Origin of the sequence: Fischerella major NIES-592 (assembly GCF_001904645.1) — a bacterium.
In the GTDB taxonomy this organism is placed as follows: Bacteria; Cyanobacteriota; Cyanobacteriia; order Cyanobacteriales; family Nostocaceae; genus Fischerella; species Fischerella thermalis.
Genome location: NZ_MRCA01000014.1, coordinates 35164 through 59259 on the forward strand (window position 1 = coordinate 35164; position 24096 = coordinate 59259).

At 40.3% G+C, this 24096-nt stretch carries 21 protein-coding genes and 1 pseudogene; 6 read left to right on the forward strand and 16 right to left on the reverse strand.

Annotated elements, in window-relative coordinates:
- Positions 1–269: 269 nt before the first annotated feature.
- The 4 genes from NIES592_RS19700 to NIES592_RS19715 all read right to left on the reverse strand — a co-directional run bounded on the left by NIES592_RS19700 (position 270) and on the right by NIES592_RS19715 (position 5151).
- Entirely contained in the window at positions 270–563 is a 294-nt protein-coding gene (locus NIES592_RS19700) for a hypothetical protein (protein WP_062249811.1), read from the reverse strand.
- A gap of 456 nt (positions 564–1019) precedes the next feature.
- Positions 1020–2345, reverse strand: a complete 1326-nt coding sequence (locus NIES592_RS19705) for an ATP-binding protein (protein WP_073556664.1) — start codon at positions 2343–2345, stop codon at positions 1020–1022.
- 163 nt (positions 2346–2508) lie between these two features.
- Complete coding sequence (locus NIES592_RS19710) at positions 2509–3771, reverse strand: tellurite resistance TerB C-terminal domain-containing protein (protein ID WP_073556701.1); 1263 nt, start codon at positions 3769–3771, stop codon at positions 2509–2511.
- A 24-nt stretch (positions 3772–3795) separates the two neighbouring features.
- Entirely contained in the window at positions 3796–5151 is a 1356-nt protein-coding gene (locus NIES592_RS19715) for an ATP-binding protein (RefSeq protein ID WP_062249807.1), read from the reverse strand.
- A gap of 82 nt (positions 5152–5233) precedes the next feature.
- Here NIES592_RS19715 and NIES592_RS19720 point away from each other — a divergent pair, with 82 nt between their 5' ends.
- Entirely contained in the window at positions 5234–5563 is a 330-nt protein-coding gene (locus tag NIES592_RS19720) for a TMEM14 family protein (protein WP_062249805.1), read from the forward strand.
- A 56-nt stretch (positions 5564–5619) separates the two neighbouring features.
- Here NIES592_RS19720 and NIES592_RS26345 read toward each other — a convergent pair whose 3' ends face one another.
- Positions 5620–5694 (reverse strand): DUF3370 family protein, encoded by a 75-nt coding sequence (locus NIES592_RS26345; protein ID WP_143168388.1) that lies wholly within the window; start codon positions 5692–5694, stop codon positions 5620–5622.
- 5 nt (positions 5695–5699) lie between these two features.
- Positions 5700–5843 (reverse strand): annotated as a pseudogene (locus tag NIES592_RS26025) (DUF3370 family protein); the annotation flags it as partial.
- 331 nt (positions 5844–6174) lie between these two features.
- On the opposite strand from NIES592_RS26025, the gene NIES592_RS19725 reads away from it, so the two are divergent.
- Entirely contained in the window at positions 6175–6813 is a 639-nt protein-coding gene (locus tag NIES592_RS19725; protein ID WP_009460350.1) for a peroxiredoxin, read from the forward strand.
- Between the two features lie 454 nt (positions 6814–7267).
- Here NIES592_RS19725 and NIES592_RS25400 read toward each other — a convergent pair whose 3' ends face one another.
- Complete coding sequence (locus NIES592_RS25400) at positions 7268–7405, reverse strand: hypothetical protein (RefSeq protein ID WP_178379591.1); 138 nt, start codon at positions 7403–7405, stop codon at positions 7268–7270.
- A 377-nt stretch (positions 7406–7782) separates the two neighbouring features.
- Here NIES592_RS25400 and NIES592_RS19730 point away from each other — a divergent pair, with 377 nt between their 5' ends.
- The 4 genes from NIES592_RS19730 (at position 7783) to NIES592_RS19745 (ending at position 12284) form a co-directional block, all read left to right on the forward strand.
- The gene (locus NIES592_RS19730) at positions 7783–8757 is read left to right on the forward strand and encodes a cysteine synthase A (RefSeq protein WP_009459751.1); all 975 of its coding nucleotides are present in this window, start codon (positions 7783–7785) and stop codon (positions 8755–8757) included.
- 119 nt (positions 8758–8876) lie between these two features.
- Positions 8877–9131 (forward strand): (2Fe-2S) ferredoxin domain-containing protein, encoded by a 255-nt coding sequence (locus NIES592_RS19735; RefSeq protein WP_073556665.1) that lies wholly within the window; start codon positions 8877–8879, stop codon positions 9129–9131.
- A gap of 339 nt (positions 9132–9470) precedes the next feature.
- On the forward strand, positions 9471–10841 hold the full coding sequence (locus NIES592_RS19740) for a cytochrome P450 (RefSeq protein ID WP_178379593.1): 1371 nt from the start codon (positions 9471–9473) through the stop codon (positions 10839–10841).
- A gap of 66 nt (positions 10842–10907) precedes the next feature.
- A complete protein-coding gene (locus NIES592_RS19745) occupies positions 10908–12284 on the forward strand; it encodes a cytochrome P450 (protein ID WP_073556667.1) in 1377 nt (458 codons plus the stop codon).
- A gap of 262 nt (positions 12285–12546) precedes the next feature.
- On the opposite strand, the gene NIES592_RS19755 is transcribed toward NIES592_RS19745, so the two are convergent.
- The 9 genes from NIES592_RS19755 to hepA form a co-directional block, all read right to left on the reverse strand.
- Positions 12547–13977 carry a glucose-6-phosphate isomerase gene (locus tag NIES592_RS19755; protein ID WP_073556668.1) on the reverse strand — a complete coding sequence of 477 codons (1431 nt, stop codon included), beginning with the start codon at positions 13975–13977 and terminating at the stop codon, positions 12547–12549.
- A 165-nt stretch (positions 13978–14142) separates the two neighbouring features.
- On the reverse strand, positions 14143–15111 hold the full coding sequence (locus tag NIES592_RS19760; protein ID WP_073556669.1) for a glycosyltransferase family 2 protein: 969 nt from the start codon (positions 15109–15111) through the stop codon (positions 14143–14145).
- Entirely contained in the window at positions 15108–16142 is a 1035-nt protein-coding gene (locus tag NIES592_RS19765; protein WP_062249785.1) for a glycosyltransferase family 2 protein, read from the reverse strand. Before NIES592_RS19765 ends, NIES592_RS19760 begins: the two co-directional genes overlap by 4 nt.
- A 209-nt stretch (positions 16143–16351) precedes the next feature.
- Entirely contained in the window at positions 16352–17506 is a 1155-nt protein-coding gene (locus NIES592_RS19770; RefSeq protein ID WP_062249783.1) for a glycosyltransferase family 4 protein, read from the reverse strand.
- A gap of 229 nt (positions 17507–17735) precedes the next feature.
- On the reverse strand, positions 17736–18620 hold the full coding sequence (locus tag NIES592_RS19775; RefSeq protein WP_062249781.1) for a glycosyltransferase family 2 protein: 885 nt from the start codon (positions 18618–18620) through the stop codon (positions 17736–17738).
- 75 nt (positions 18621–18695) lie between these two features.
- The gene (locus NIES592_RS19780) at positions 18696–19670 is read right to left on the reverse strand and encodes a glycosyltransferase family 2 protein (protein ID WP_073556670.1); all 975 of its coding nucleotides are present in this window, start codon (positions 19668–19670) and stop codon (positions 18696–18698) included.
- A gap of 380 nt (positions 19671–20050) precedes the next feature.
- Entirely contained in the window at positions 20051–21025 is a 975-nt protein-coding gene (locus NIES592_RS19785) for a glycosyltransferase family 2 protein (RefSeq protein WP_073556671.1), read from the reverse strand.
- Between the two features lie 198 nt (positions 21026–21223).
- Entirely contained in the window at positions 21224–22051 is an 828-nt protein-coding gene (locus tag NIES592_RS19790; protein WP_073556702.1) for a class I SAM-dependent methyltransferase, read from the reverse strand.
- Between the two features lie 41 nt (positions 22052–22092).
- The gene (hepA, locus tag NIES592_RS19795; RefSeq protein ID WP_062249771.1) at positions 22093–23940 is read right to left on the reverse strand and encodes a heterocyst formation ABC transporter subunit HepA; all 1848 of its coding nucleotides are present in this window, start codon (positions 23938–23940) and stop codon (positions 22093–22095) included.
- Between the last annotated feature and the right edge of the window lie 156 nt (positions 23941–24096).

The window sequence follows — 24096 nt, forward strand, 5'->3', positions numbered from 1 at the left end:
ACTAACCCAAAATATACTCTTTAAAACTACACAAAATCGCTCCTTTGATAGAGGAGCGATTTTTCAATATCAAGGTTATTTTTAGACCCATAATCAATTAAAAGCAAATTTTATTTGGACTTACCAAAATTCCACCGCAGCCACTCACTTTTTCTACACCACAATCCGAAAAGTCGAATTTGAAAGGGTCTCAGTTTTGTTCTTCCTTGATGAATATATTAATAAGTTGTGCTTCTACTACTTGACTACTTCCAGTTCAACGCAAAAAGCTAATGTATCATTACCTTGACTTTTGGTTGTTCAGAAGTACAATTAACTACTTCCTCTGCAAGAGTCACAGTTTTATTTATTTCTGATATTAAGACTGGTGTAGCATCTGGTAAACTCCAAACATCTTCCAATCTCTCCCAAGAAGGAGCAAAGGGTGGTAATGCTAGAGAGCAAGCTTTCCAAGAAGCTTGTACTGGGGCTCCCAATTGTTGACACATACCACCGCGACGTCCTTCAGGCTGGTAATACCGACAATATTTACAAGCAGAAGTTAAGTATTTAATGTTTTTCATATATAGTTGCCTTCTAAGGCTTATTCACATGATCTAATTTTGCATACACATATCAATGCTGTTTTGTACCAAAAAGCATATTTATATATAGGTTATGGCGATCCCCAAGAAGGATTTTGCTTTAGATTTTTTTTATTTTCGTGTTATCTTTTTCAATTATTTTGTTAACAATGTGATACACAGCAATAAAACTTGACTCAGGCTTGTTCTTAGCTAAAAACATTCAGGGATCAAGGCTAAACTAAAAGCTATTGAGGCGTCAAGACTTTAAATTTAGCAATAGGGTGTATAGTGTACTATTATTTACCTTGTATATTCTGGCATAATTTATAAATAAAAAACGTAGTCTACATAACCTTTGAATCAATGAGTGCAGATCACTCAAGTTGTAGGTGATCGCCAACCAACAAACCCACAGACAGCTGAAACTGAAAGTGCGATCGCACTATCTCTACATTAGAGACTAAACTCTGCAACGTCATCATCTGTATCGGAGTCTTTACCCACAACAGTGGGTTTAAATTCAGCACCATGAATTAATTCATGGAAAGATTTGCCGGGATTTTGATACAGAATATTCAATACGCTGATAAAGTCCCGAACTATTTCGCCTGGAGTTAGTAACGCTGCTGCACCCAAGCGACTGACAATCTCTTGTACAAATGCTTTTAAATCAGCATTTTTTAAATTCTGTGTATAACCAAAATTCAGGGCATGAATTTCTGTTATTTTTTGCAAAAGCAACAAAATTTCTTCTTGGCTTAAGGGATTGAGCCGCATCACAGGACCTAAAAATTCTTGTACGCCAGCTTGAGTGACAAAACGACTTTCTTTTGTGCGTCTTCGCCAAGCAGGATCTGCAAACAGTCCACGATTTGGATCTTCTAAAAATTTTGTTGTTCCGCCTATAAAAATACCTAAGTGTTCAGCTTTGCATTGCATGGTGTCGTTGAATATTCCTAACAACCTGTTGTAATTTTTTTCGCGAGTTACAGTTGTCGGAATTTGATATAAATTTGCGGCTTCATCCAATACTACTAAAAGTCCTTTATAGCCAATTTCAGCAGTAAATTTAGCTATGAGCTTAATGTAGTCATACCAACTATCATCATCAATAATGACTCGCACTCCTAAAGCAGCTTTGGCTTCTGTTTTAGTGCTGTATTCTCCTCGCAGCCAACGCAATGCAGCATTTTTTAAATCATCATCATCTAGACGATAACTGCGCCAATAAGCAATGATCACATTGCCAAAATCAAAACCGTGAACTAAGTCTTCTATATACTTAATTACTTCCCTAATTTTTTCTTCTACTTGGTCATCAAAACCATGATCATTAGGACGCATTCCAGTTTCTTTGGCAACTTCTTGTTGAATTTTATTAATCCATCCTTCTAAAATTGCGACTAAAGCACCGCCATCAGGGCGAGTTTTTGTAGCGAGACGACTCATTAATTCTCGATAAGTTGCTAAACCTTCGTTGTTGGTTCCTGCGAGCCGACGTTCTGAACACAAGTCAGCATCAGTAACTACAAAACCTTGCTCCATAGCATGATTGCGAAGTAACTGTAGCATGAAGCTTTTACCTGAACCATAGTTCCCAATTATGAAGCGAAAAGCTGCTACCCCTTCTGCAATGTCATTGAGGTTTTGTAATAGGCTTTGTAGTTCTTTTTCCCGACCTACTGCTATATGTTCTAGTCCTACCCTTGGTACAACCCCCGCACCAAGAGAATTGATGATAGCAGTGGAGACTTTTTTCGAGATTTTGAGCTTTGCCATGTGAATTCACCTCACCTCCATGTATTTTAGCTTGAAGGTGAGCTTTGCTTTCATTTGGAGTAACGTCAAGAAATAGGGGTGTTGGGAAAAAGCAGCTATGTAAGGGTTTTATTGAGTAATTTTTTCAGAAAATCACTATAATTCTCACCCAAATACTTCACTCCTAGTTAATGGTTTTGTAAGTTGCGATCGCTCTTTTCACATCACTTTGATATTCTGGATAAATCTCTGGAGTTGCCGCGTTTGGATCAATGATTAATTCACCAATCGTATTATTAGCCTTTTCATTGATAGAATCAATTAACAAATTTGGCATAGTAATATTAGCTTCAGCTATTTTTTTAATAACACTGTGAGGGTTTTCATCTTCGATCATCGCTTTTAATGCCTGGATTTCAGAGTCAGACATTTGAGCTATAAAGTTAGTCCATTCTGATGATAATCCCTCTAAAATGTTAGACCCATCTATATCATTTACTGTGTCCAGTAAATCAGCAAAAGGAAATACATCTACATCTTCTTCTTGATTCTTTTCTAATACTTTATTTGAATCTAAATTTTCTATTTGTTGTAATAATTGCCATACTTGGCTTTGTAAATGATCGCGCTCATCTTGTAATAAGGAAATTTGACTTTGTAATTGTTGAATTTGGTTTTGCTGTTCTGTTACTTCTGCTTTTAAGGAATTTAGATTAATTTCTATATTTTCTGCTTCTAGCTTTTTATCTATCAACAATTGATTTTGTTGTTGATTTGCTGCTTCTAGTTCTTGAACTTGAAGTCTCATCTCATATAATTTTTCTTCTAGTTGGGGTTTAAGCCTTTCTAGAAGAGTGATATTACTTTCTAAATCTTGCCTTTGCTGCAAAAGTTCACACAGTTGATTATTTAACTGATTAATTTCAGCCTTAGATACACTACAGATCAATTCCAAACGACGTTTTTCGGCATTAATAGCGGACAGAGAATTATTGTGTTCTAATTTTGCTTTTTCTAATTCTTGAATTTCATTATGCAATTGGCTGATTTGTGCTTCCAACTGTTTTTTTTCGATCACGCAACTGCTTAACTCTCGGTTAAGACTATCTCTTTGATTGCGGCGTTCAACTATTTGATTCTGTAATTTATTAGATTCTTGATACAATAAGGAGTGATGAGACTCTAGTTGATTTACCTCTGCAATGATACGAGATTTCAAACCCTCCAATTCTTTAATACGTCTGTGGAGAGAATCTAGAACTAACATTTCACTAGCTCGGCGTCGCTTATCTATAAATAAAGCTGCGAGATAAGTGGAAAATATGGTGATGATGCCTGTGAGAAAGGCGTTTTTGAGATCCCAACTAAAGACTAAACCAAGACCAAAACTCGCACCAAAGGCAACTAAACCGAGAATAAGTCGATTACTTACTATTGCTGATTGCATATTGCTGGTTTTGAGCATTTTTCTTTATTTTTCTTTTTTATTTTTAACTTGGAGTGCGCTAACAGTCATCTCTGCTTTCAAAAAATCTACAAATTGTCGTGCTGTTCTTCCAGAACGACCATTATGACGAGTTGCCCATTGTAAAGCTTTGTATTCTAAATCTGACTGACTGATATTAATTCCTACTAAATCGGCAAGATGCCGGATAATTTTTAAATAAGTTTTCTGATCAGCTCCCTCAAAAGTGAGTGTCAAACCAAAGCGATCGCTAAAGGAAAGTTTTTCCTGCATTGTATCCCAGGCATGAACTTCATCATGATCGCGCGGAGCAGGTCGATCAGCGAAAAACTCCCGTACTAAGTGGCGGCGGTTAGAAGTCGCATACACCACGATATTTTGGGGACGTGCCGTTAAATTCCCTTCTAACACCACTTTTAATGCCTTAAAAGCATCATCATCTTCTTCAAAAGAGAGATCATCAACAAAGATAATAAATTTATGTGGTTCTCCTCGTAAATGTTCCACGATCATTGGCAAATCTTGCAGTTGAGATTTTGCCACTTCCACCAATCGCAGGTTACGTTCTCCATACTCATTCAGTAAAGCTTTAACTAAAGAGGATTTACCAGAACCACGACTACCATATAGTAATACGTGCAGTGCTAACTGTCCTGACAATAAAAATTCTGTATTTTTCAACAAAGCTTCTTTTTGCGACTCATAGCCCACAAGTTCACTTAATTTAACTGGATCGGGATAAGGTATTCCCAAAAACTGCCCATTTTGCCAACGTAGGGCCTTGTACTGGGCGAATAATCCCGTGCCATACTGCCGATAGTATGCCGCCAAATCTTCTACAGCATCTGCCCAATTTTCTAACTGTTGTAGATAAGTAATAAATTGCGTTTCTACAGCTGCTGTACTAGCCTCTTCCAGATACCAGACTACGGGTGAGACAGGTAAATGAGCAATATTCTGTACCCATTCACTCAAAACAGCGCTGCTACATTCGTACAAATGTTGTAGTGCTAGTAAATCATGTTTTGCTGCTGCGACCAAAGCAATCGGTAAATTCTCAAACTCTTGCTGTTGAGCTTGTTTGGTAAAAGGATTCTCAGCTTTGAGAATTTGAGTAATCAGATATTCTTCCCAGTTTTGATTTTTTGTCGCTAAGGCTCTAAAGTAAATGCCGTAAGCTTGCAGACAACTCCTAGCATCCGCTTCACTGTAACGAATCGCTTGCAATAGATCAACAAATGCTACACCTACTTCTGTTTGCAGGACAGATTGGTAGAGTAAAAGAGAAGCTGCTTGACGTTGGAGAAATTGAACCTTTGCGTAAGACGAATTGCTTGCCGTAGACATCACTTGATTATCCATCAATCAATTGGGTTATTTGGCTAAACAGCTATGCTAAATTGTCTGCCGAGGCTTGTAGGAAAATCAAAATCTACATAGGTATATGAATTTAGGTATTATTGCCGCCCTTGCTTACGGCATCTTGTCAATATTAGGTGGTTTTTTGGGTTACATAACAGCTGGTAGTAATATTTCACTTTTTAGTGGTAGTATCAGTGGTCTAATACTCATCTTTTCGGCTTTTGTACAACTTCAAGGTCAAAGCTGGGGTTTGACATTAGCAGCTATTGTTACAGCTATATTAATAGTTGTTTTTGCATTTAGACTAGCTAAAACACGTAAGTTTATGCCTGCGGGGTTGATGACAGTTTTAGGTATGTTGACATTAGCCCTGATTGTAAATCAATTTCAAATTATGACATCAACTAGGTAGTAGATAGTCAGTGACCAGTTATTAGTAAGTTGTGATCACTGATAACTGGTAACTGTTCACTGATTCGGTGTTCTCACCGTCAATACCTGTGGTGGTGTAGAGTCTGGTGGATAAATCAAATCTACCTCCACTGGTCTGTTGTAGTATTGGGAGGCGTAGGTGTTTTATCTCTTGGATCAGCAAAATTACCGTTATTTAGTGAAGCTTGTTATTCAGCAAGGGTTGGCGTGCGATCGCTACCATCAGCATTTTTCTTGGCAAACATTGCTAAACTAGCTGCTTTCTCTTACTCTGGGCTCTGTGTGCCTCTGTGGTTTTTTATTTAATTCCTCAAAGTTAGATTAACAGAGTACTAGACACGGTGAAGCGGATTAATGATGTGTAGTAAGATTTTTAAAGATTGGTATTACTTGGTAATTAAAATTTTATCTTCTCAGAGACTATTAAGGATATTAAAATTACTTACATTTATACTTAAAGTTTGACTAAATTTTTATTTAGTTACCTAAAATTTTGTTGCGAACAACAATAGCCCTATCGGAGAACCGGTGTTGTATGTCATCATGGCAAAATAGAACACGTATCCTTTTTTATCCACTAGGAAATCAAGCATGGCTCTCCGTCTAGGTGATACAGTACCGAACTTTACCCAAGCCTCCACAGATGGCGATATTGACTTTTATGAGTGGGCGGGTGACAGCTGGGTAGTGCTGTTCTCCCACCCCGCAGACTACACACCAGTTTGTACCACTGAATTAGGAACCGTTGCCAAACTCAAACCAGAGTTTGATCGGCGCAATGTGAAAGTAATCGCCCTGAGTGTTGATGATGTTGAGTCCCATAAAGGCTGGGTAGGAGACATCGAAGAAACACAGAACACTAAACTCAACTACCCAATCCTGGCAGATGCTGATCGTAAGGTTTCTGATCTTTACGATATGATTCACCCCAACGCTAACCCTAGCGTGACGGTAAGGACAGTATTTATCATTGACCCTAACAAAAAGTTGCGGCTTACCCTGACTTATCCTCCCAGTACCGGACGCAATTTTGATGAAATTTTGCGAGTGATTGATTCGCTGCAACTAACTGATAACTACAGTGTCGCTACTCCAGCTGACTGGAAAGATGGTGATGATTGCGTAATTGTTCCTTCACTTAAAGATCCAGAAGTCTTGAAGGAAAAGTTCCCCAAAGGTTATCAGGAAATTAAGCCTTATCTGCGGATGACTCCTCAACCAAATAAATAATTGGACTGATTGAAAGAACCTCGCCTTCATTGAGAAGGCGCGGGTTTTTGGCAATTGTCCAGATTTTGATTTTGTTTAACGAACACTCATGGAACATAGATGTTTTTGGCGTTGGGTTTGTGTTGTCTACGCCTTGCACTGTGTACCCTGTGGGAAGTTGCTTGCGCGTTTACGAATTTAAAAACTAATTCACATTAGGCGTAATTTCCAATAAGATTTTGTAGGCTTCGTTAATCAGTATTTAGTTGCGATCCTGGATGCAAATCTAATAACTTAGCAGCAGATTTAAGAATGTTTACAAATAGTTTATAATCATCTTTCATCTATCTTTTCCTCATTCCCTGGCTGAGTAGGAAAATAAATTATTACCTTAGTGTCTTAGTGTCTTTGTGGTTAAAAAATAACTGCTTCACCACCAAGACGCCAAGACACTAAGTAAAATTATTGGTTAAACCTAGCTGTAGTAAGTTAATAAATTACTAAATGCAGACTCAACATTCTGCAAATGCTCAAAGACATTTTCTTCTAGAGTTTGCAAACGCTTAAGTTCTGCATCGCGATTAATTTCTCTAGTTTCTTTTTGTTTGAGCAAATTATCTATTATGAACTTCGTTATCTGATTTTCTGAGTTGTAGTTTTACTTCTTTTTCTTGAAGTTGACTCTCTATGCGTTCAAGATGTTTATATTTATCTTCTGGATTTTCCACTTAACTTACTCCATTTACAATAGTAACATTATGTCGATTCTCTTCAGTAGATTAATTGTAAATTAAGTTACTAAATTAACTAAGTCAACAGTACAATTACTATTTGTACTTGCAGTTTATTTCTGAACGTAGATTCAACAGCTTGTATTTAAATTCCGGATTAGAAAGTCAACAGTACTTAGTCAAAAAGAAGAATGTATCTTAGAAGCAGCACCACTATAAGTAAAAATTTTTATAAGAAGAACTCAGGTAAATTTCAGATATGGATATTAAAAACGGCTTTGTAGGAACTGTTGGCAATACACCACTGATTCGGCTGAATAGCTTTTGTGAAGAAACTGGCTGTGAAATTCTTGGTAAGGCCGAATTTCTCAATCCTGGTGGTTCTGTGAAAGACCGCGCTGCGCTTTATATTATTCAAGATGCCGAAGAAAAAGGCTTACTGAAACCCGGTGGTACTGTTGTAGAAGGAACAGCAGGCAATACTGGTATTGGATTGGCACACATATGTAATGCCAAAGGCTACAAATGCCTGATTATCATTCCTGATACCCAGTCACAAGAAAAGATGGATGCTTTGAGGGTGTTAGGTGCAGAAGTTCGTCCTGTCCCTGCTGTACCTTACAAAGACCCTAATAACTATGTCAAATTATCTGGTAGAGTCGCCAGTGAAATGGAAAATGCCATTTGGGCAAATCAGTTTGATAACTTAGCCAACCGTCGCGCCCATTACGAAACCACAGGTCCAGAAATTTGGACACAAACAGACGGTACAATAGACGGCTGGGTGGCAGCAACTGGAACTGGCGGCACTTATGCAGGTGTCTCGCTGTTTCTCAAGGAAAAAAATCCAGATATTAAATGTGTAGTTGCTGATCCGATGGGTAGCGGACTTTACAGCTACATCAAAACAGGCGAAATCAAGATGGAAGGCAATTCCATCACAGAAGGTATTGGTAATAGTCGCATCACTGCTAACATGGAAGGCGCACCAGCTGATGATGCCATTCAAATCCATGACCAAGAAGCCCTACGGGTTGTTTATCAATTGCTACGAAAAGATGGTTTATTTATGGGTGGTTCTACAGGTATCAATGTAGCCGCAGCTGTGGCCTTAGCAAAACAGATGGGGCCAGGACATACCATAGTTACCATTTTGTGTGACAGTGGTTCCCGCTATCAGTCACGCATATTTAACCGTGAATGGTTACAATCAAAGGGACTTTTACCAGAATAGTTAGTAGGTAGTGGTTGGTTGTTGGTGGGTAGGATAGCTACCCTACAGTAGTTGTTTGGAACAATCAACAACCAACTATCAACAAATAACTATCAACAAACAACAACCAATTATTAAAAATGAAATGTATTCGCGTCTGCCAAAATCGTACTTGTCGTAAGCAAGGATCTGCCAAAGTATTAGCGGCTTTTGAGGCTATATCTACTTCTGATGTAACGGTAATGGGTAGCAGTTGTTTGGGACAATGCGGCAATGGGCCAATGGTGTTGGTATTGCCAGATATGGTTTGGTACAGTAGCGTTCGTCCCAGTGAAGTACCTTTAATAGTTGAACAGCAATTGCTACCAGTAGGGTGGACAGCAAACCCAAGTTAGCAAAGATACCACAACAAGACCTTATAGATAATGTCCATTCTGCACCTGCTAAGCAAAAATCCAGGCTCACTTCTTGGATAGATGGCTTTTGTCAAGGGGTTGGGTGGGAGAATGACGAAGCTATTTACACTCGGTTTTAAGTATTTTTTCTAGAAATCATTAGGGTGGCAAAATGTCTAATTTGAGTGCAAATTTACATTACACGATCAAGCCTAGTGTGATGTTTTATTAGCTTGCGATCGCTTGCTCATACACCTGAATCTGCCAAACTCGCATTAGCCCTGAATTTACTACACTTGATAGCAGTGGCATAAAGCAGCAATGCAGCAAAAACAGCGTATGAAACTACCAAATGGCCCAAAAACCCCTCGGCTAGTACAAATGCTTCAGTGGATTAGTAGTCCCATGAAGTATATGGAAGACTGTACTCAGCGTTATGGCGATATTTTTACATTACAGTTAACAGGCCCTGTAGTTTTTGTGAGCAATCCCCAAGCGCTACAGCAGATGTTGACTAGCGATACTAAAGAATTTGCAGCCCCTGGTGAACCGTTATTTGAATCTTTTCTTGGTAAACATTCTGTAATTACTATCAGCGGTGAAGTGCATCGGCGTCAACGTCAGTTATTGATGCCTCCTTTTCATGGTGAGAGAATGCGAACCTATGCTCAGGTAATTACCAAGGTTACAGAAGAAATTATTAGCCAGTGGCAAATAGGTCTGCCTTTTACTGTCCATCCTGCCATGCAGGCGATCACTATGCGGATCATCATGCAAGCAGTATTCGGGTTGTATGATAGTCCCCGTGCCCAAGAATTAGAAGAACTTTTGACTTTAATGCTCAATCGCGCCGGTAGTTCGCCTTTACGGGCTTTAATGATTTATTTTCCGGCTTTACAAAAAGATTTAGGCCCATTAACTCCGTGGAGAACGTTCCTACGTCGGCGATCGCGAGTTTATCAACTTCTACAGGAAGAAATTCAAGCACGGCGAGAACAAGCTGACTCATCACGCACAGATGTGTTGAGTTTATTGATTGCAGCACGGGATGAAGCAGGTCAACCCATGACCGATGCAGAGTTGAGTGATGAGTTAATGACTTTATTAGTGGCAGGCCACGAAACTACTGCTACAGCGGTGACCTGGGCTTTATATTGGATTCACAAATCGCCAGCGGTACGTGAAAAGCTATTGCAAGAACTTGATACTGTTAGCGATCGCTCTGACTCTAGTAGTATTGTAAAGTTACCCTATCTCAATGCTGTGTGTAACGAAAGCTTGCGTATCTACCCTGTAGGAATGCTGACTTTTGCCCGTGTAGTTCAACAACCCCTATCTTTATGTGGATACGAATTAGAACCAGGTACAGCAGTGATGGGATCTATTTATCTCACTCATCAACGTGAAGATTTATACCCACAACCTAAGCAATTTAAACCAGAACGCTTTTTAGAGAGACAGTTTTCACCCTACGAATTTTTACCATTTGGCGGTGGTGCAAAGCGTTGTATCGGTGCGGCTTTTGCTCAATTTGAAATGAAATTAATACTAGCAACAATTCTTTCACGTTTAGAATTAGCATTGCTAGATAACTCTGATGTCAAACCAAAGCGTCGGGGTTTGGTAACAGGGCCAGATCGCCCCATTCAAATGGTTGTGAGCAATCAGCGTCAAGTCGAGTCTCGCATACCAGAAGCTATTTCTGGATAAACTTTGATAGTTTAGGTTTAGGCAGTTGTAAAACTGTCTAAATCTTAACTTTTTTAAAAAGCTATTATGAAACTCCCTGATGGCCCGCATATACCACCCCTAGTACAACTCATCAATGTACTGCTTCGTCCTTTAGAAACTCTAGAAGAAAATGCCAAGCTTTATGGAGACTGGTTTACAACTAGGATAACTGGATTTCCACCATTAGTTGTTGTGAGTCATCCCCAGGCAATTCAAGAAATTTTGACTGCTGACTCTAAATTGTTTGATGCTGGGCAAACTAATCAGATTTTACATCCTTTAGTAGGTGATTACTCGCTGTTATTAATGGATGGCGATCGCCACCAAAGCCAGCGACGTTTATTGACTCCCCCTTTTCATGGGGAGAGAATGCGAACTTACGGTCAGTTAATTTGTGACATCACCGAGAAAGTTACTGATCACTGGACTATCGGTAAGACTTTCGTCGCCCGTTCCATCCTGCAAGAAATTTCCCTGCGAGTTATTCTCCGCGCGGTTTTTGGTGTGGATGAAGGACAACGTTTCGAGGAGTTGCGGCGACTTGTGAGCAAAATACTCGATACTTTTGACTCACCAATTAAATCGAGTTTCTTGTTTCTGAAGATACTGCAAAAAGATTTGGGTTCTTGGAGTCCTTGGGGACGTTTTCTGTGCCAGCGAGAGCAAGTGGACAAACTTATCTACGCAGAAATTCAAGAACGTCGCCAGCAATCCCACTCATCTAGTGAAGATATCTTGAGTTTAATGATGTCGGCGCATGATGCATCTGGACAAACAATGACAGATCAACAATTGCGCGACGAATTGATGACACTGCTGTTGGCAGGTCATGAAACTACCGCTTCTGCTTTAGCATGGGCATTGTATTGGATTCACAAGCAACCGACAGTCAAGGAAAAACTTTTACAAGAACTGGAAAGCATCGGTACTCATCCAGATCCTAGCGAGGTCGCTAAGTTACCCTATCTCACAGCAGTTTGTCAAGAAACACTACGTATATATCCCATTGGTCTGTTTACTTTTACTCGCATTTTAAAATCACCATTGCAGCTAATGGGTTACAACTTTGAACCTGGTACGTGTTTCGCGCCTTGTATTTATTTAGTCCATCATCGTGAGGATATATATCCACAACCAAAGCAGTTTCAACCAGAACGCTTTTTAGAAAGGCAATATTCACCCTACGAATATTTACCTTTTGGGGGTGGTAGCCGTCGCTGTATAGGTATGGCTTTTGCGCTGTTTGAAATGAAGCTTGTCTTGGCAAATATTTTGTCACACTGGCAACTAGATTTGGTAGATCATCGTCCTGTACACCCCGTTCGTCGTGGCGTTGCTACCACACCTGCTGGTGGTGTACCGATGATAGTGGTAGGCAAAAAATCGCCCACAAGTAAACCGCTTCAATCAGTTATCAGTTAACAATGATCAGTGATCAGTCAAGACTTACGCACAGTCTACTAACCCTTGGCGCTCTTGGCGTCTTGGCGGTTTAATAAATTAAGCTTTTTGTCAATTTTGCGTAAGTCCTGTCAGTCATTGATCATTGATCGGGAGCATCCTAAATTTTTCCAAATACAAAACGAAGTAGCTCCGATTAACACTCTGCGACCCTCTGCGTTTACAAATAAACTCAAACATTTTGGGATGCTCCCAACTGATCACTAATCACTGTTAAAGGCGATTAATTTATCCGAGGATTTCGTTGCTTCACATAATACTTGTGTCCTGCCAAGACAATAGCTAAAAATCCCCAAAGCATCATACCGGAAACTCCGAGCATCGCACTACCAAGTGGGAGACTCGCAAAACTAGCAAGAGCAATGGCACGCGCAGCAGCCATAAAAGGATCAAAACTTGGTTCTGTAAATTGAAACACCTGAAACAACAGCAAAATTAATCCACCCAAATAAAAGATAGCGCCAAACCAACCCAGCGTAAAAAACATATCCAAAATACCGCTATCAATGACAATCGGTTCTAAGACACCTTTTTCATTCACAATGAAAGTATTACCGATGCCATTCCCCAGAATATTAGTCATTGCTTTGGTGAAACCGTCTCGATAAATCTCTTGTCTGACTTGAGCGCTGTTGTCTTTTTCGAGATTACTAAGAGTTTCTAAGCGGGTAGCAATTGCTTCAGAGAATGGTTCCATAGTGGTCAATGGCACAACACAAATAGCCATAACCAAAACAGTTACCATCAGACGCATTTGAATTTTTGGTTTGAGTGAAGACAGCAGGGTTAAGACTCCTACAAACCAGCATCCCCACAAAGTCCGCACCATTGTCAGCAAAAACGCCAAGTAACCAGCTGCTGCGGCTGGAATACGCATAAATTCAGTGCTAGTAAATAGCAATAACAAGCCTGTCATCATCATGCTGGCAAAAGGCCCTGGCGAGGCCATCGTACTCCAAACACGAATTTTCAAAGGTTCAGGATCTCCAAAACTTTTCAGCTTTGTGCTTTCTAGCCAAAATCGATCCCACTCTGGAGCAGTCACAAACTGGAAGACGCCATAAATCCCTGTCACCAAAACTCCCCAGAGAAATATACGGATCATGCTTTGACGATACTGGGGATATTCTCGCCACTTGATAAATATGAAGAAGGCAAAACTAATCGGGGTTAACCAATCCAACATACCCCTAGCTGCGGTGAAGGGTGTAGTTTTAACAAATCCGATTAAGAAGCCATAAAATACACCCAAAAAAGCTAGTACAAAGGGCATTCCACCTTTACGAGAAGATTGGGGCAGGTTTTTTAAGGTGGTATGTAAGGTGAGGAGGGTTACTAAATATTGTGATACTAATATAAAGCGACTAGCATCAAAACCACTGCGATAATCTATGAGGCGACTAATAAAGGGTGTAAGAAACCACATCCACCAAACCAAGCCAATATAGAGGAGGGGATACCGCAGATACAGGAAAATCCCCACACCTAAAGTACCCACAATATAAATTGGGCGAGCAGCCGCACCAGCAGCGAAAGTAGATACTACTACAACCAGCACTAGCCCCACAATTGCTAACCAACCCAGTAGTGGTGGTTGTTGTTGCTCTGAGCTTGTTGTTGCGTAACTAGTCAAATTAGCCTGCCTGTAAGTCACCGGGGTTCTCCAACATAATAGACTTCTTACAGAAGTCGGTAAAGGGGGAAGGTGGGGTTCCCTTCTGCTTTATGAGTTGAAAGCACCTCACCCCCTCTCCTTGCTAAGGAGAGGGGCTGGGGGTGAGGTTTTTTCACTGCCTTCTTTGCCTTCTGCCTTCTGCTTTCATGAAGCTTGCTGGGTTTTAGCTGATGATGTGAGGCTGTGATGAGACTGCCAAGTCTGCCAAGCCTGGATGCGTCCTTGCATAGATGCTAGCCATTTCTGCCATGCTAGGGTTTTTTCTTTGGGCAAAAATCGCAATAGCTGTAGCAAACCAAAAGCCTTACGTGTACCAATAAGTGTAGCCCAAAGTATGAATACTACTTGCCTCAAAGGTGGTAAGTATTCTAATAGGGCTAGGGTTTCATTGTGGACGGCGTTTTTCCAGGCAAGGTGATTAAAGTTATTGCGCTGATCTTCATCAAAGCGCTGGGCTGGGTAGTGATCTACGATGATTAGGGGGTCGTAGATGAGTTTCCAGCCTTGACTCCGCAATGCTAGGCTAAATGCTAATTCAAAGTGTACCTGCGCTCCTGTACCAAGCATACGTTCATCAAAGTGTAAATGAGCGATCGCACTACGACGATAGGCCATGTTCACACCTTTGAGTACGTCTACTTCTCGCGCTGCACCGATACCTTTGTGGTGGTCGCCGATTACACGTCCATACCACTGTAATTTCCCTACTACTTCTGACTCGCCCTTGTAGATGAGTTCATTACCTACGTACACTAAATCCCGACCACCAACACCACCAATGCAAGTATCAGACAAAAAGTGGGCTTCTATCCGTGCCAACCAATCTGGATGGGGTGCAGCATCGTCATCGGTGATGGCGATTATATCTCCCCTGGCTGCATCTAAACCTACATTCATCGCGGCAACTACACCAGGGACTTTGACTGTTGCTGCTTCTAAGCTGAAGCCTTGGGGATGATAATCCTGGAGAAAAGACCAACTATCGGTATCTGTATCACGCACAACTACCACAACTTGTTCGGGTTTACGAGTTTGTTGCTCTAGTGCTTTCAGACACCGCGCCAAATCCTGGGGACGACGGTAGGTAGGAATCATGACGCTGATTGTCATCATGGGCTGACACCTGCGCTAACTTTTGAAGAATTCTTGAGCCAACTTAACCAGCCTTTGATCATACCTTTTAACTTTAATTCCATGTGATGTTGCCAATCAAACATCGGGCCAAGACCAAAGGAGCAAGCTAAAAGACGCAACCGCAATGCTGGTGAATCACCCAATTCTTTTAACAAAGCAATCAGTTCTGCTCGTTCTGCGGTGGTGAAAATTGGAGAAAAACAAGCAGCAGCATGAATCAATGCCATCTTTTGCCGGCATTTATCAATAACTTTGGTCTCCCAACCTCTTCTTTGAAAGGCAGGCATGAAGCTTTTGTTGTAAATCCAAATATAAGCTTGTAGTTGATCACCTTTGCGCTTTGGACGTATTTTTTGGGTATCTGTCCAGACGCGGTACTCAGCTAAGATATCATCCGAGTAGACATTACCATAGCCAGCATCGGACATTCTCACGGCTAAATCATAGTCTTCGCTGTACTTGAGGCTACCATCGCCATAAAACCCTACTTCTCGCAAAGCTTGCGCTTTAAATATAAAAATGCTAGAAGCAGTCCGCAGACCCGAAACTGATGCTTGTAGTGCTTCATCCGCACTTTGAAATTCATGCTTTCTGGCGACTCTGCGGATGGTTCGTTTCTGTCCCCGTTCGTCAATTTCCTGAGTGGCGACATGACCCCAGCCCGCTTCTGGATATTTCTGCATGAGAGCTACTAAAGTCTCTACATAACGAGGTGCGATCGCGTCATCGGAATCGAGGCGGATGACATAATCAGTTTTGGGCTGACTCAAAACCCAATTACAGTTCGGGGTCATTCCCAGATTTTCTGAATGACGATGATATCGAATTTGAGGAAATTGTTGACATAACTGTGCCATTACCTCTGGTGTATTATCAGTACTAGCGTTATCAGCAACCCAAACTTCTACATTTGGATAGGTTTGGGCTACGGCAGTACCTACAGACTCTAGCAGATATTGAGCTTGGTTATAGGTAGGTATACAGATCGCAACTGATGGTAATTCTGGCATTGCAATATGTTTTAAAAAGTAGAAGTGTATTAGCTAAAAGTAAAGAGGGTGAAAATAACTGTCTACCCCCTTAATAATCAAAAATCAACTGTTAAATCCTTCGTTTTTGTACCTTTTATGGTTCATTAATATAGATATCTTGTTGTTAGAAATATATCAAGTTAATATTCATGTTCAACAGTGCTATTTCGCACTACTTTTTTTGATCTTTAAATTGATTTAACTAACTCTTCAAATAAATCTACGTAACTCTTTGCCATTAACTGCCAACTATGTTGTTCAGCAATAGTCCGGGCTGCCTTACCCATTTGACTCCGCAAGGTGCGATCGCTCGTTAAAGATGACAGTGCCTGTATTAAAGCTTCGGTATCATTAGGGTCTGATAGTACAATGCCCGCTTCTGGCTGTACCAATTCTGCTGCACCTGTAGTCACGGCAGTAATTACAGGTAAACCGCAAGCCATAGCCTCAATCACTACTAGTCCAAAAGGATCATAGCGGGAAGGAAAGACCAGAAAATCTACTGCTCTCATCAACTCCGGGACATCACGGCAAAGTCCCAGAAAATGCACTCGCTCATTTAACCCCAGAGATGCCGCTAGTTGCAAATAGGGGCTACCTTCAGTAATTCCCGCAACGGCCAAATGTAAATTTGGTACTTTGACTAAGGCATGTAAGACCGTATCCAGATTTTTACGAGGAATTCTAATATCCCCAGCAAACAGCGCCAAAGGCACATCTTGGGGGAGGTTCCATTTTTGGCGATCGCTTACTCCGGGTGAAAATTCTTGCAGATCAACGCCATTGACGATGACTTGCAAGCGTTCTGGTGGTACACCAATTTCCAACAAATCCTTGCCGACTTTATCAGAGACTGCTACAACTACCTGCGCTTGCTGGAAAGCTGATTTTTCCCAACGTGCATTCATCGCTGTGTATAGCCATTGGTAAAAATCGTATACAACTGAACGTGGATTTAATATATTCTTCGCAGACTTAGGCATAGTTCCCATACTGGAGAATTTCAGCCAAGAACTATGCACAAAATGCACTGCATTCACATCAGCGGGAACCGTTGTAATCGCACCATTGGCTTTGACTAAATCAAACTCAGACCGATGTTGACGCAGCCAATTACCACTCCGCCAAGAGAAAATCATATTGCGAAGAATTTCTGTCGGCCAGCCTTTGACTGGAACACAAATCCATCTCACTTGGCTATGCTGCTGTAACGATGATGCCACTTCACTGGCTACTAGAGTCACATGATAACCCCGACGAATTGCTTCCCAGACAACTTCATAGTTGACCCGACCTTGACCATTACCTTTAACAACATTGTGGGTAACAATGCAAAGTTTCACGATGTTTAACTATCCTCTAAAATTGAGTTAGAAAAATATATCAATGCATCAATTTTTTCTTTTTTTGAAACTCAGAAATATATTTAGGATTGTCCTTATGCCTTATGAGTTGAAAGTCACTTCACCCCAGCTACGCCACCCCTCTCCTTAGTAAGGAGAGGGGCAAGGGGTGAGGTTTTTCATGATGGCGATAAAATTTTGTTCATTAGGACTGCCTTCTTGATAATTTTTAAGTTCCAGACGGTAGTAATAATCTTTGGATATGAGAACGACGCACAATTTCTGGCCAAGCATGAATAGCTTTATGTTCTAACAAGTACTTTGACATTTGTAAAAAGTATATAAATAGAAAAGCTATTAATTTCAAAGGGTTGGGGAACAAATCTTTATAGCGTTTGATGCCAATATAAAGTCGAGCCGCTTCGACATGTAAATCATAATTGTTAATTCCACCAATACCAGCAGCAATTGTACCGCTTGCTAAAACGCTTTCTACTGGATTAATATCTGCCTGTAACTCTGGACAATATAAAATCTTGTAACCACGCTTAATTGCTCGCAAAGCAAGTTCAGCATCTTCGTAACCAAAAAAGATATTTTCATCCCACTGTTCTTGGGTAAAAAATTGTCTGGGGAATAAAGTTGCGTGAATAACTACGGTTTGAGGAGTATCATGGGTGGGTAAAAAATGCCCTTGGAATGTGAGTCTAGCTGGGAAAAATTGAACGTATTCGTTTTTACTAGTACCTGTTAAGATAGCTAGATTTTTCTCTTCTGTTGGCATTTGGGAATATCTTGCGATCGCCAAACTAAAAAAGTCTGGTTGTACCAAAATATCATCATCAACAAAAGCAACAAAGTCAGTTTCCGATTCTGGAATGGCATTCACTGCATTGTTGCGGTTGGCACAGACACCACGACGAGGCCCTTGGATATAAGTTGTACCTGGATATTTCTGCACTACTTGGTAATTTGCCTGTTGTACTTCAGGATCAGTAGAATCGTCAGAAACGACTACTATATGGGGTTTGATTTGAGAATTCCACAGTGCTTGTAGGCAAATATCCAATGATTCTGTGCGATTTCTAGTTGTGACGCAAGCGGAAACTCGCATTTATTTTACCTCTATATATAGTAAGTAGCTGGATGTTTTAGATATACAAATAGCTGAATATATTTCCGTATTATTTTAAAATTTAGCGGCTATTTTCGGAGGAGTAAAACTCAGCATTAATGCAGCTATAGTCCGTAAATTTAGCTGTTGGCGCAAGGAACGCCAAAGATATGGACGTGCTTGTTTAGTTTGTTCAGCTCGCATTAAGCCAATTCCTAAACTTGTGCTGACTTTTACCCATTGCTGTTGAAAATAGGTTTTAAATTCTTGGAGATTTTCATCTTGCATAAATATCTCTAAGCAAAACATGTCTGCCTGAGATTTACGGATTTTTGCTTGGTAATTGAGTCTACCGCTTTGCATTGTTTCTGTTTGATCATGCCTGCGGTATCTGGTTAATTTTTGAGGATAATAATAGGCTCCCATACCTGTACGGCAACACAAATAAGTTAAATAAACATCCCATGAGCCACCTACTTCTGGAGGAATACTATCCCAATTTATGACATCATTACGAATGACAGCAGCCATTGCTGAAGCTACTGCTTGATCTACTAAACCAAGTTTATAAAAAGGTTGGTAAATACCTTCGGATAGCTCCGCCCGTTTAAATAATTGCGAACAATGTTCTGTCAGTTCATAATCAATGGTGCCATCAGCATTAATCACATAATGGTCGCAAAAAGCTAGGACTAAATTAGGATTTGCTTCTAATGGAGGAACAAGTTTTGCTAAGAAATCTTCTTCCCATAAATCGTCATCAAGCAAAGCTGCGACATACTTTCCCCGTGCCATTTTAAAAGCTTTAATGGTGTTCGGGAGCATACCTAAGTTGGTTTCATTGCGGGAGAAACGAATGCGTGGGTCATTAAATGATTCCACAATTGCTTGGGGATTTTCGGGACTGCAATTGTCAGAAACAATGATTTCAATATTTTGATAGGTTTGGCTGATAGCACTTTTGAGAGCTTGTTTTAAGTAATCTGGACGGTTGTAGGTTGGGGTAATAATGCTTACCAAGGGAGTTTGTGATTGAGAATTGATATTCATTGTTTTTACTATGTATGCAATTAAGTATCAGGTGTGGTTTTTCGTAATAATAAAAGTGTGCTATTTAATAAGAATAAGCGAGAAGCCGATCGCACAACACGAAAAGAGTGACTATAGGTGAGGGCTGCTTTGATTTGAGCGATCACTTGTATGTTGGAACCATTACTGACCAGAGGGGGCGTGTGAGATTGGTTGCGAGCGGTAAGATTCTGGGACGATAGGGATTTGGTTCGTTGGACATAGAATGTGAAGATTTGCTGAAGGGTGGTGTGTGAGCAAACTACGAACTACTGATGTCCCTGGTAAATATTACTGAAGTATGTTTCGTGAATAGTCTGATGTTAGTTTTACCTGTGCTGTTTATACAGTATCTTGAACTACTAAGCTGATAAATTTTCTAACTGGGATTGCGGACGCATTAAAAAGCCCATACTTTTGAGTAGAAATCTGAAAAGAAAGTACACTCGCTCTGTGGGAGTGTAGAAAGGATAGCGTATTATTATACCAGAAATTGCCAGCATTTCCTGTGTACTCCATTTGCCTCGCCAGTAATAGAGGCTACGTCGGTAGTCAAGATTCCGCATTAGGTCTACTCTAGCAGGGTAATTTATACGCTCTAAAAAGGCATTTACCCCTTGGTTTGTGGTCTCCATCGCCGCTTGCCAACTTGCTTGTTCTTCACTAGTTAACACCGGATTTTGCTGGCTGGCGTGATAGTTTTTACCATGTAGGCGGTAACTACCCAATACTTCTTTAAGGTATTGAATTTTACCCAAAAAAGCAGTGCAATAAACAAGACAGCCATCAGCCCACAATCGCCAAGTTTTTGTATCGATTGGCATTACTTTTGTTAAAGCACTGCGGCGGTAAGCTAAGGCAGAAGTGGGAGGATAGAACCAAGCATTACCTGTATCCAGGATCAATTTTGCTAATTCTATGTTGGGTACTCGACCTCTAGTATAATTTGTATCTAGTAATTTGTCTTGAGCATCGATACTTTCCAATTGATGCATGACACCAACTGTATTTGAGTCTTGGAATGCTTCGACGATGCGTTGTAATTTGTTGGGCTTCCAAACATCGTCAGCATCTAAAAAGGCAATGATCTCACCTCTTGCTGCTGCAAATCCCGTGTTAAATGCAGCACCTTGTCCTTGGTTTTCTTGAAAAATACCTTTGACTTGATGTGGCGATCGCTGTTCGTATTGGTTGATGACATCACGGCTATTATCTTGAGAACCGTCATCAACCACGATAATTTCAAAGTTTGTGTAAGTTTGTGCCAAAACCGATTCTATGGCCGCAGATAGGTAACGAGCATAGTTGTAGTTAGAGATAATTACGGAAACTAACATTTTAGTTGTATAAATTTAGGGTTTAAAGTTTATGGATGGGTTAATTTGTTAGCAAAATTTTCAGGAGCAGTGAAGCTTTAACTTATCAGTAGAGTCAGTATCTAGCCAACTCTACTTTCTTGAGCAAATGTCAATATAGGCACTTCTTTTTTACATCAAGCCTCCTAAAATTTACAGGAGGTTTGAGCAACTCCTGTTTTAGCAGCTTTGGGAAAGCGGTTTTCTCAACACAAAAAGATTGCTGTGTGCTAGCGAGGGAACGCGCTTAAGCAAATGATCAAAGAAGTTAAAAGGCCAGCGCAATAATTTGGGATAGTTGTATCCAGTGATTGATACACACTCATAATTATGCTGTGCGAATAGATACAACCATTCACGATTCACGCTGACGCGTAGATGCTTGCAGTCTACTGCTGGGTCAAGAGAAGTCCGAAAAGAAACTGAAGCAATATTAGCAGGAACTTTACCAAATAACAGACGAAGACGATTCCACCACCAAGCGATGTTAGGAGTAGTAATCAACAAATATCCACCTGGACGAAGTACACGCCGCAATTCTTGTAAAAATACGTCAGTGTCCATTAAGTGTTCAATAATGTCACCAGCAATGATCACATCAAAGAAGTTATCTTCTACAGGACAAGCAGACTCTCCACTCACCCAAACATGGGTAAGGATACCGGCTCTTTTCGCTACCTCTAAGGGTGCTTCGGAAATGTCAAAGCCGTGCATTTCGGTAATCTCGCCAGCTTGGGCTTTGTAGTAGGCTGCTTGACCGCCGGTACGACACCCAATGTCTGCTACCCGTTTGCGGTTGGGTATTTGCTTGAGTGTTTCGATCAGTAAGGAGATTTTTTGACTAGCCCATTCAAATTGTTCGTGTTCTTCCTCATCAGACATCTCCTTGCTGTATTCGATCGCATTTGCTCCCAAATGTCCAGCAGCGATACTGGTTTGCAGGAGAGTTTGTGTTTGGGAGCCAGGATTTTCTAATTGAGAAGTTTGAGTTGTAGATAGTTGCTCCATATAGGGATTCATATAAATAGCAGCGATTTACTAAATTCAGACTAAGTTGTAGAGCTACCCTGATTAGACTCGTACTGAGCCTGGTGATATTTCCAGAGTTTACCACGTTGCTCGAGTAAATCTTGATACTTGCCTTGTTCTACAATTCGACCATGTTCTAGCACGACTACTTTATCTGCTTTGGCAATTGTAGAAAGGCGGTGAGCGATCGCAATCACTGTTCGACCCGCAGAAAGTTTTTCCAGAGATTCTTGAATTAACCTCTCTGTTACTGAATCTAAAGCGCTTGTGGCTTCATCTAAAATAAGGATTTGGGGATTGCGTAATAAAGCTCTAGCAATGGCAATTCGTTGTCTTTGTCCTCCAGATAACCGCACACCGCGATCGCCTAACACTGTATCAAAACCTTCGGGCATTTCTTCGATAAATTCAAGTGCATTGGCTAAACGTGCGGCTTCTCGAATTTCTGCTTCGGTTGCTCTTGGTGTACCGTAGGCAATATTGTTGCGGATAGAGGTATTAAAAATAAATGTATCTTGACTGACTACGGCCATTTTGCGTCGCCAAGAATCAATTTCAAATTCTCGTACATCAACTCCATCGACCAAAACCTTTCCTTCTGTAGGATCGTGGAAGCGAGGGATTAAATCAGCTAGAGTTGATTTTCCTGCACCAGTAGATCCAACCAGTGCTGTCATTTTGCCTTTTTCGATGGAAAGTGTGATGTTATGTAAGACTAAATTCTCGCGATCGTAGCCAAAATCTACCGAGACTACATCTATCCCTCTTTGCAACTCCCGAAACTCAATTTTGCCATTTTGAAAATAAACTTTATCATCAGGTTTAAGCAAATTTTGAATATTATCTATTGCTCCTCCCTGACTACTGATAAAAGCTGTCGTTCCATTTAAATCTTGAATAATAGGGATAATCCGAAATAGCACAAAGAAAAATGTCAATAGTTCACCAATTTGCATGAAGCCACTGGTGACGACAAAAATAATCATGCTCACCATGATGATTGTCGATGAAGCTTCTGCTATTGGTTTCGGAATATTAGAAATTAAAAAGTTTTTTTTCCACGCTTTGACGACGTTTTCACTAGCTTGATAATATCTCTTGCGCTCAAAGTCTTGAGTCGAAGATGCCTGAACTGTGCGGATACCGTTGATAAATTCTAAGGCAATTGAAGTAAATTTACTGTTAGCAATAGAAATGCCAAAACTAATTTCTCTAATTCGTTTGTTCAGTGTGGAAATAGCAACTCCTATGAGACTAAATAATAGAAAGGAAACAACTGTTAATTGCCACGATAAGACAAACAGCGATATAGAATAAATAAGTAGAGTTAAAGCTCTGGTGGTTAGAAAAGCTAGACCTCCAAAAATCTGTCTCACTCTTAAAATTTCAGTAGTCAGAACATCAATTAATTCACCAGATCGCTTTTTAGCAAAATATACTAAGCTTTGAGCTTGTAATTGCTCAAAAATGCGCTTACATAAGTTATCTGCCAAATGAACTTCACAAAACTGGTTAAAAATCTGGGCAGTGTAGCTAAGAGAAATACGTATAAAAGTAGTAATGATTATTAATGCTGATATTCTATACAGTCTTTCTGTTGCAGAAGCGTTTACTCCTAAAATAGAGACATCAAACCATTGAATACCTGTTCTTACAGGCTCGGCATCTGGGCTTGTTAAACTTTGTAGAAAAGCAAGTAAAAAACCCAAACCAAAACCTTCAAAAGTTGCTGCCAAAAACGAAAAAACTAAAGCAGCAATTACAAGCCGTCGGAAATGTTTAAACTCTCGCAAAATGAAGCGATTATTTTTCCAAAAACTGGTAGCTTGAACTAACCTACGGGTTAACAGAGATATTTGTCGGGGCATAATTTTCTATAAAAGTTCGGGATAGTAGTGCATACACATTACGTTTGTAGCACTTAAGCATGAAGCAACTATCAAGCAGACGAAGAATACAGACAAAGTCTATATCATTTTTCACTTAGTTCTAGATGTAGTAATGAGTAGGATGATTACATCCTA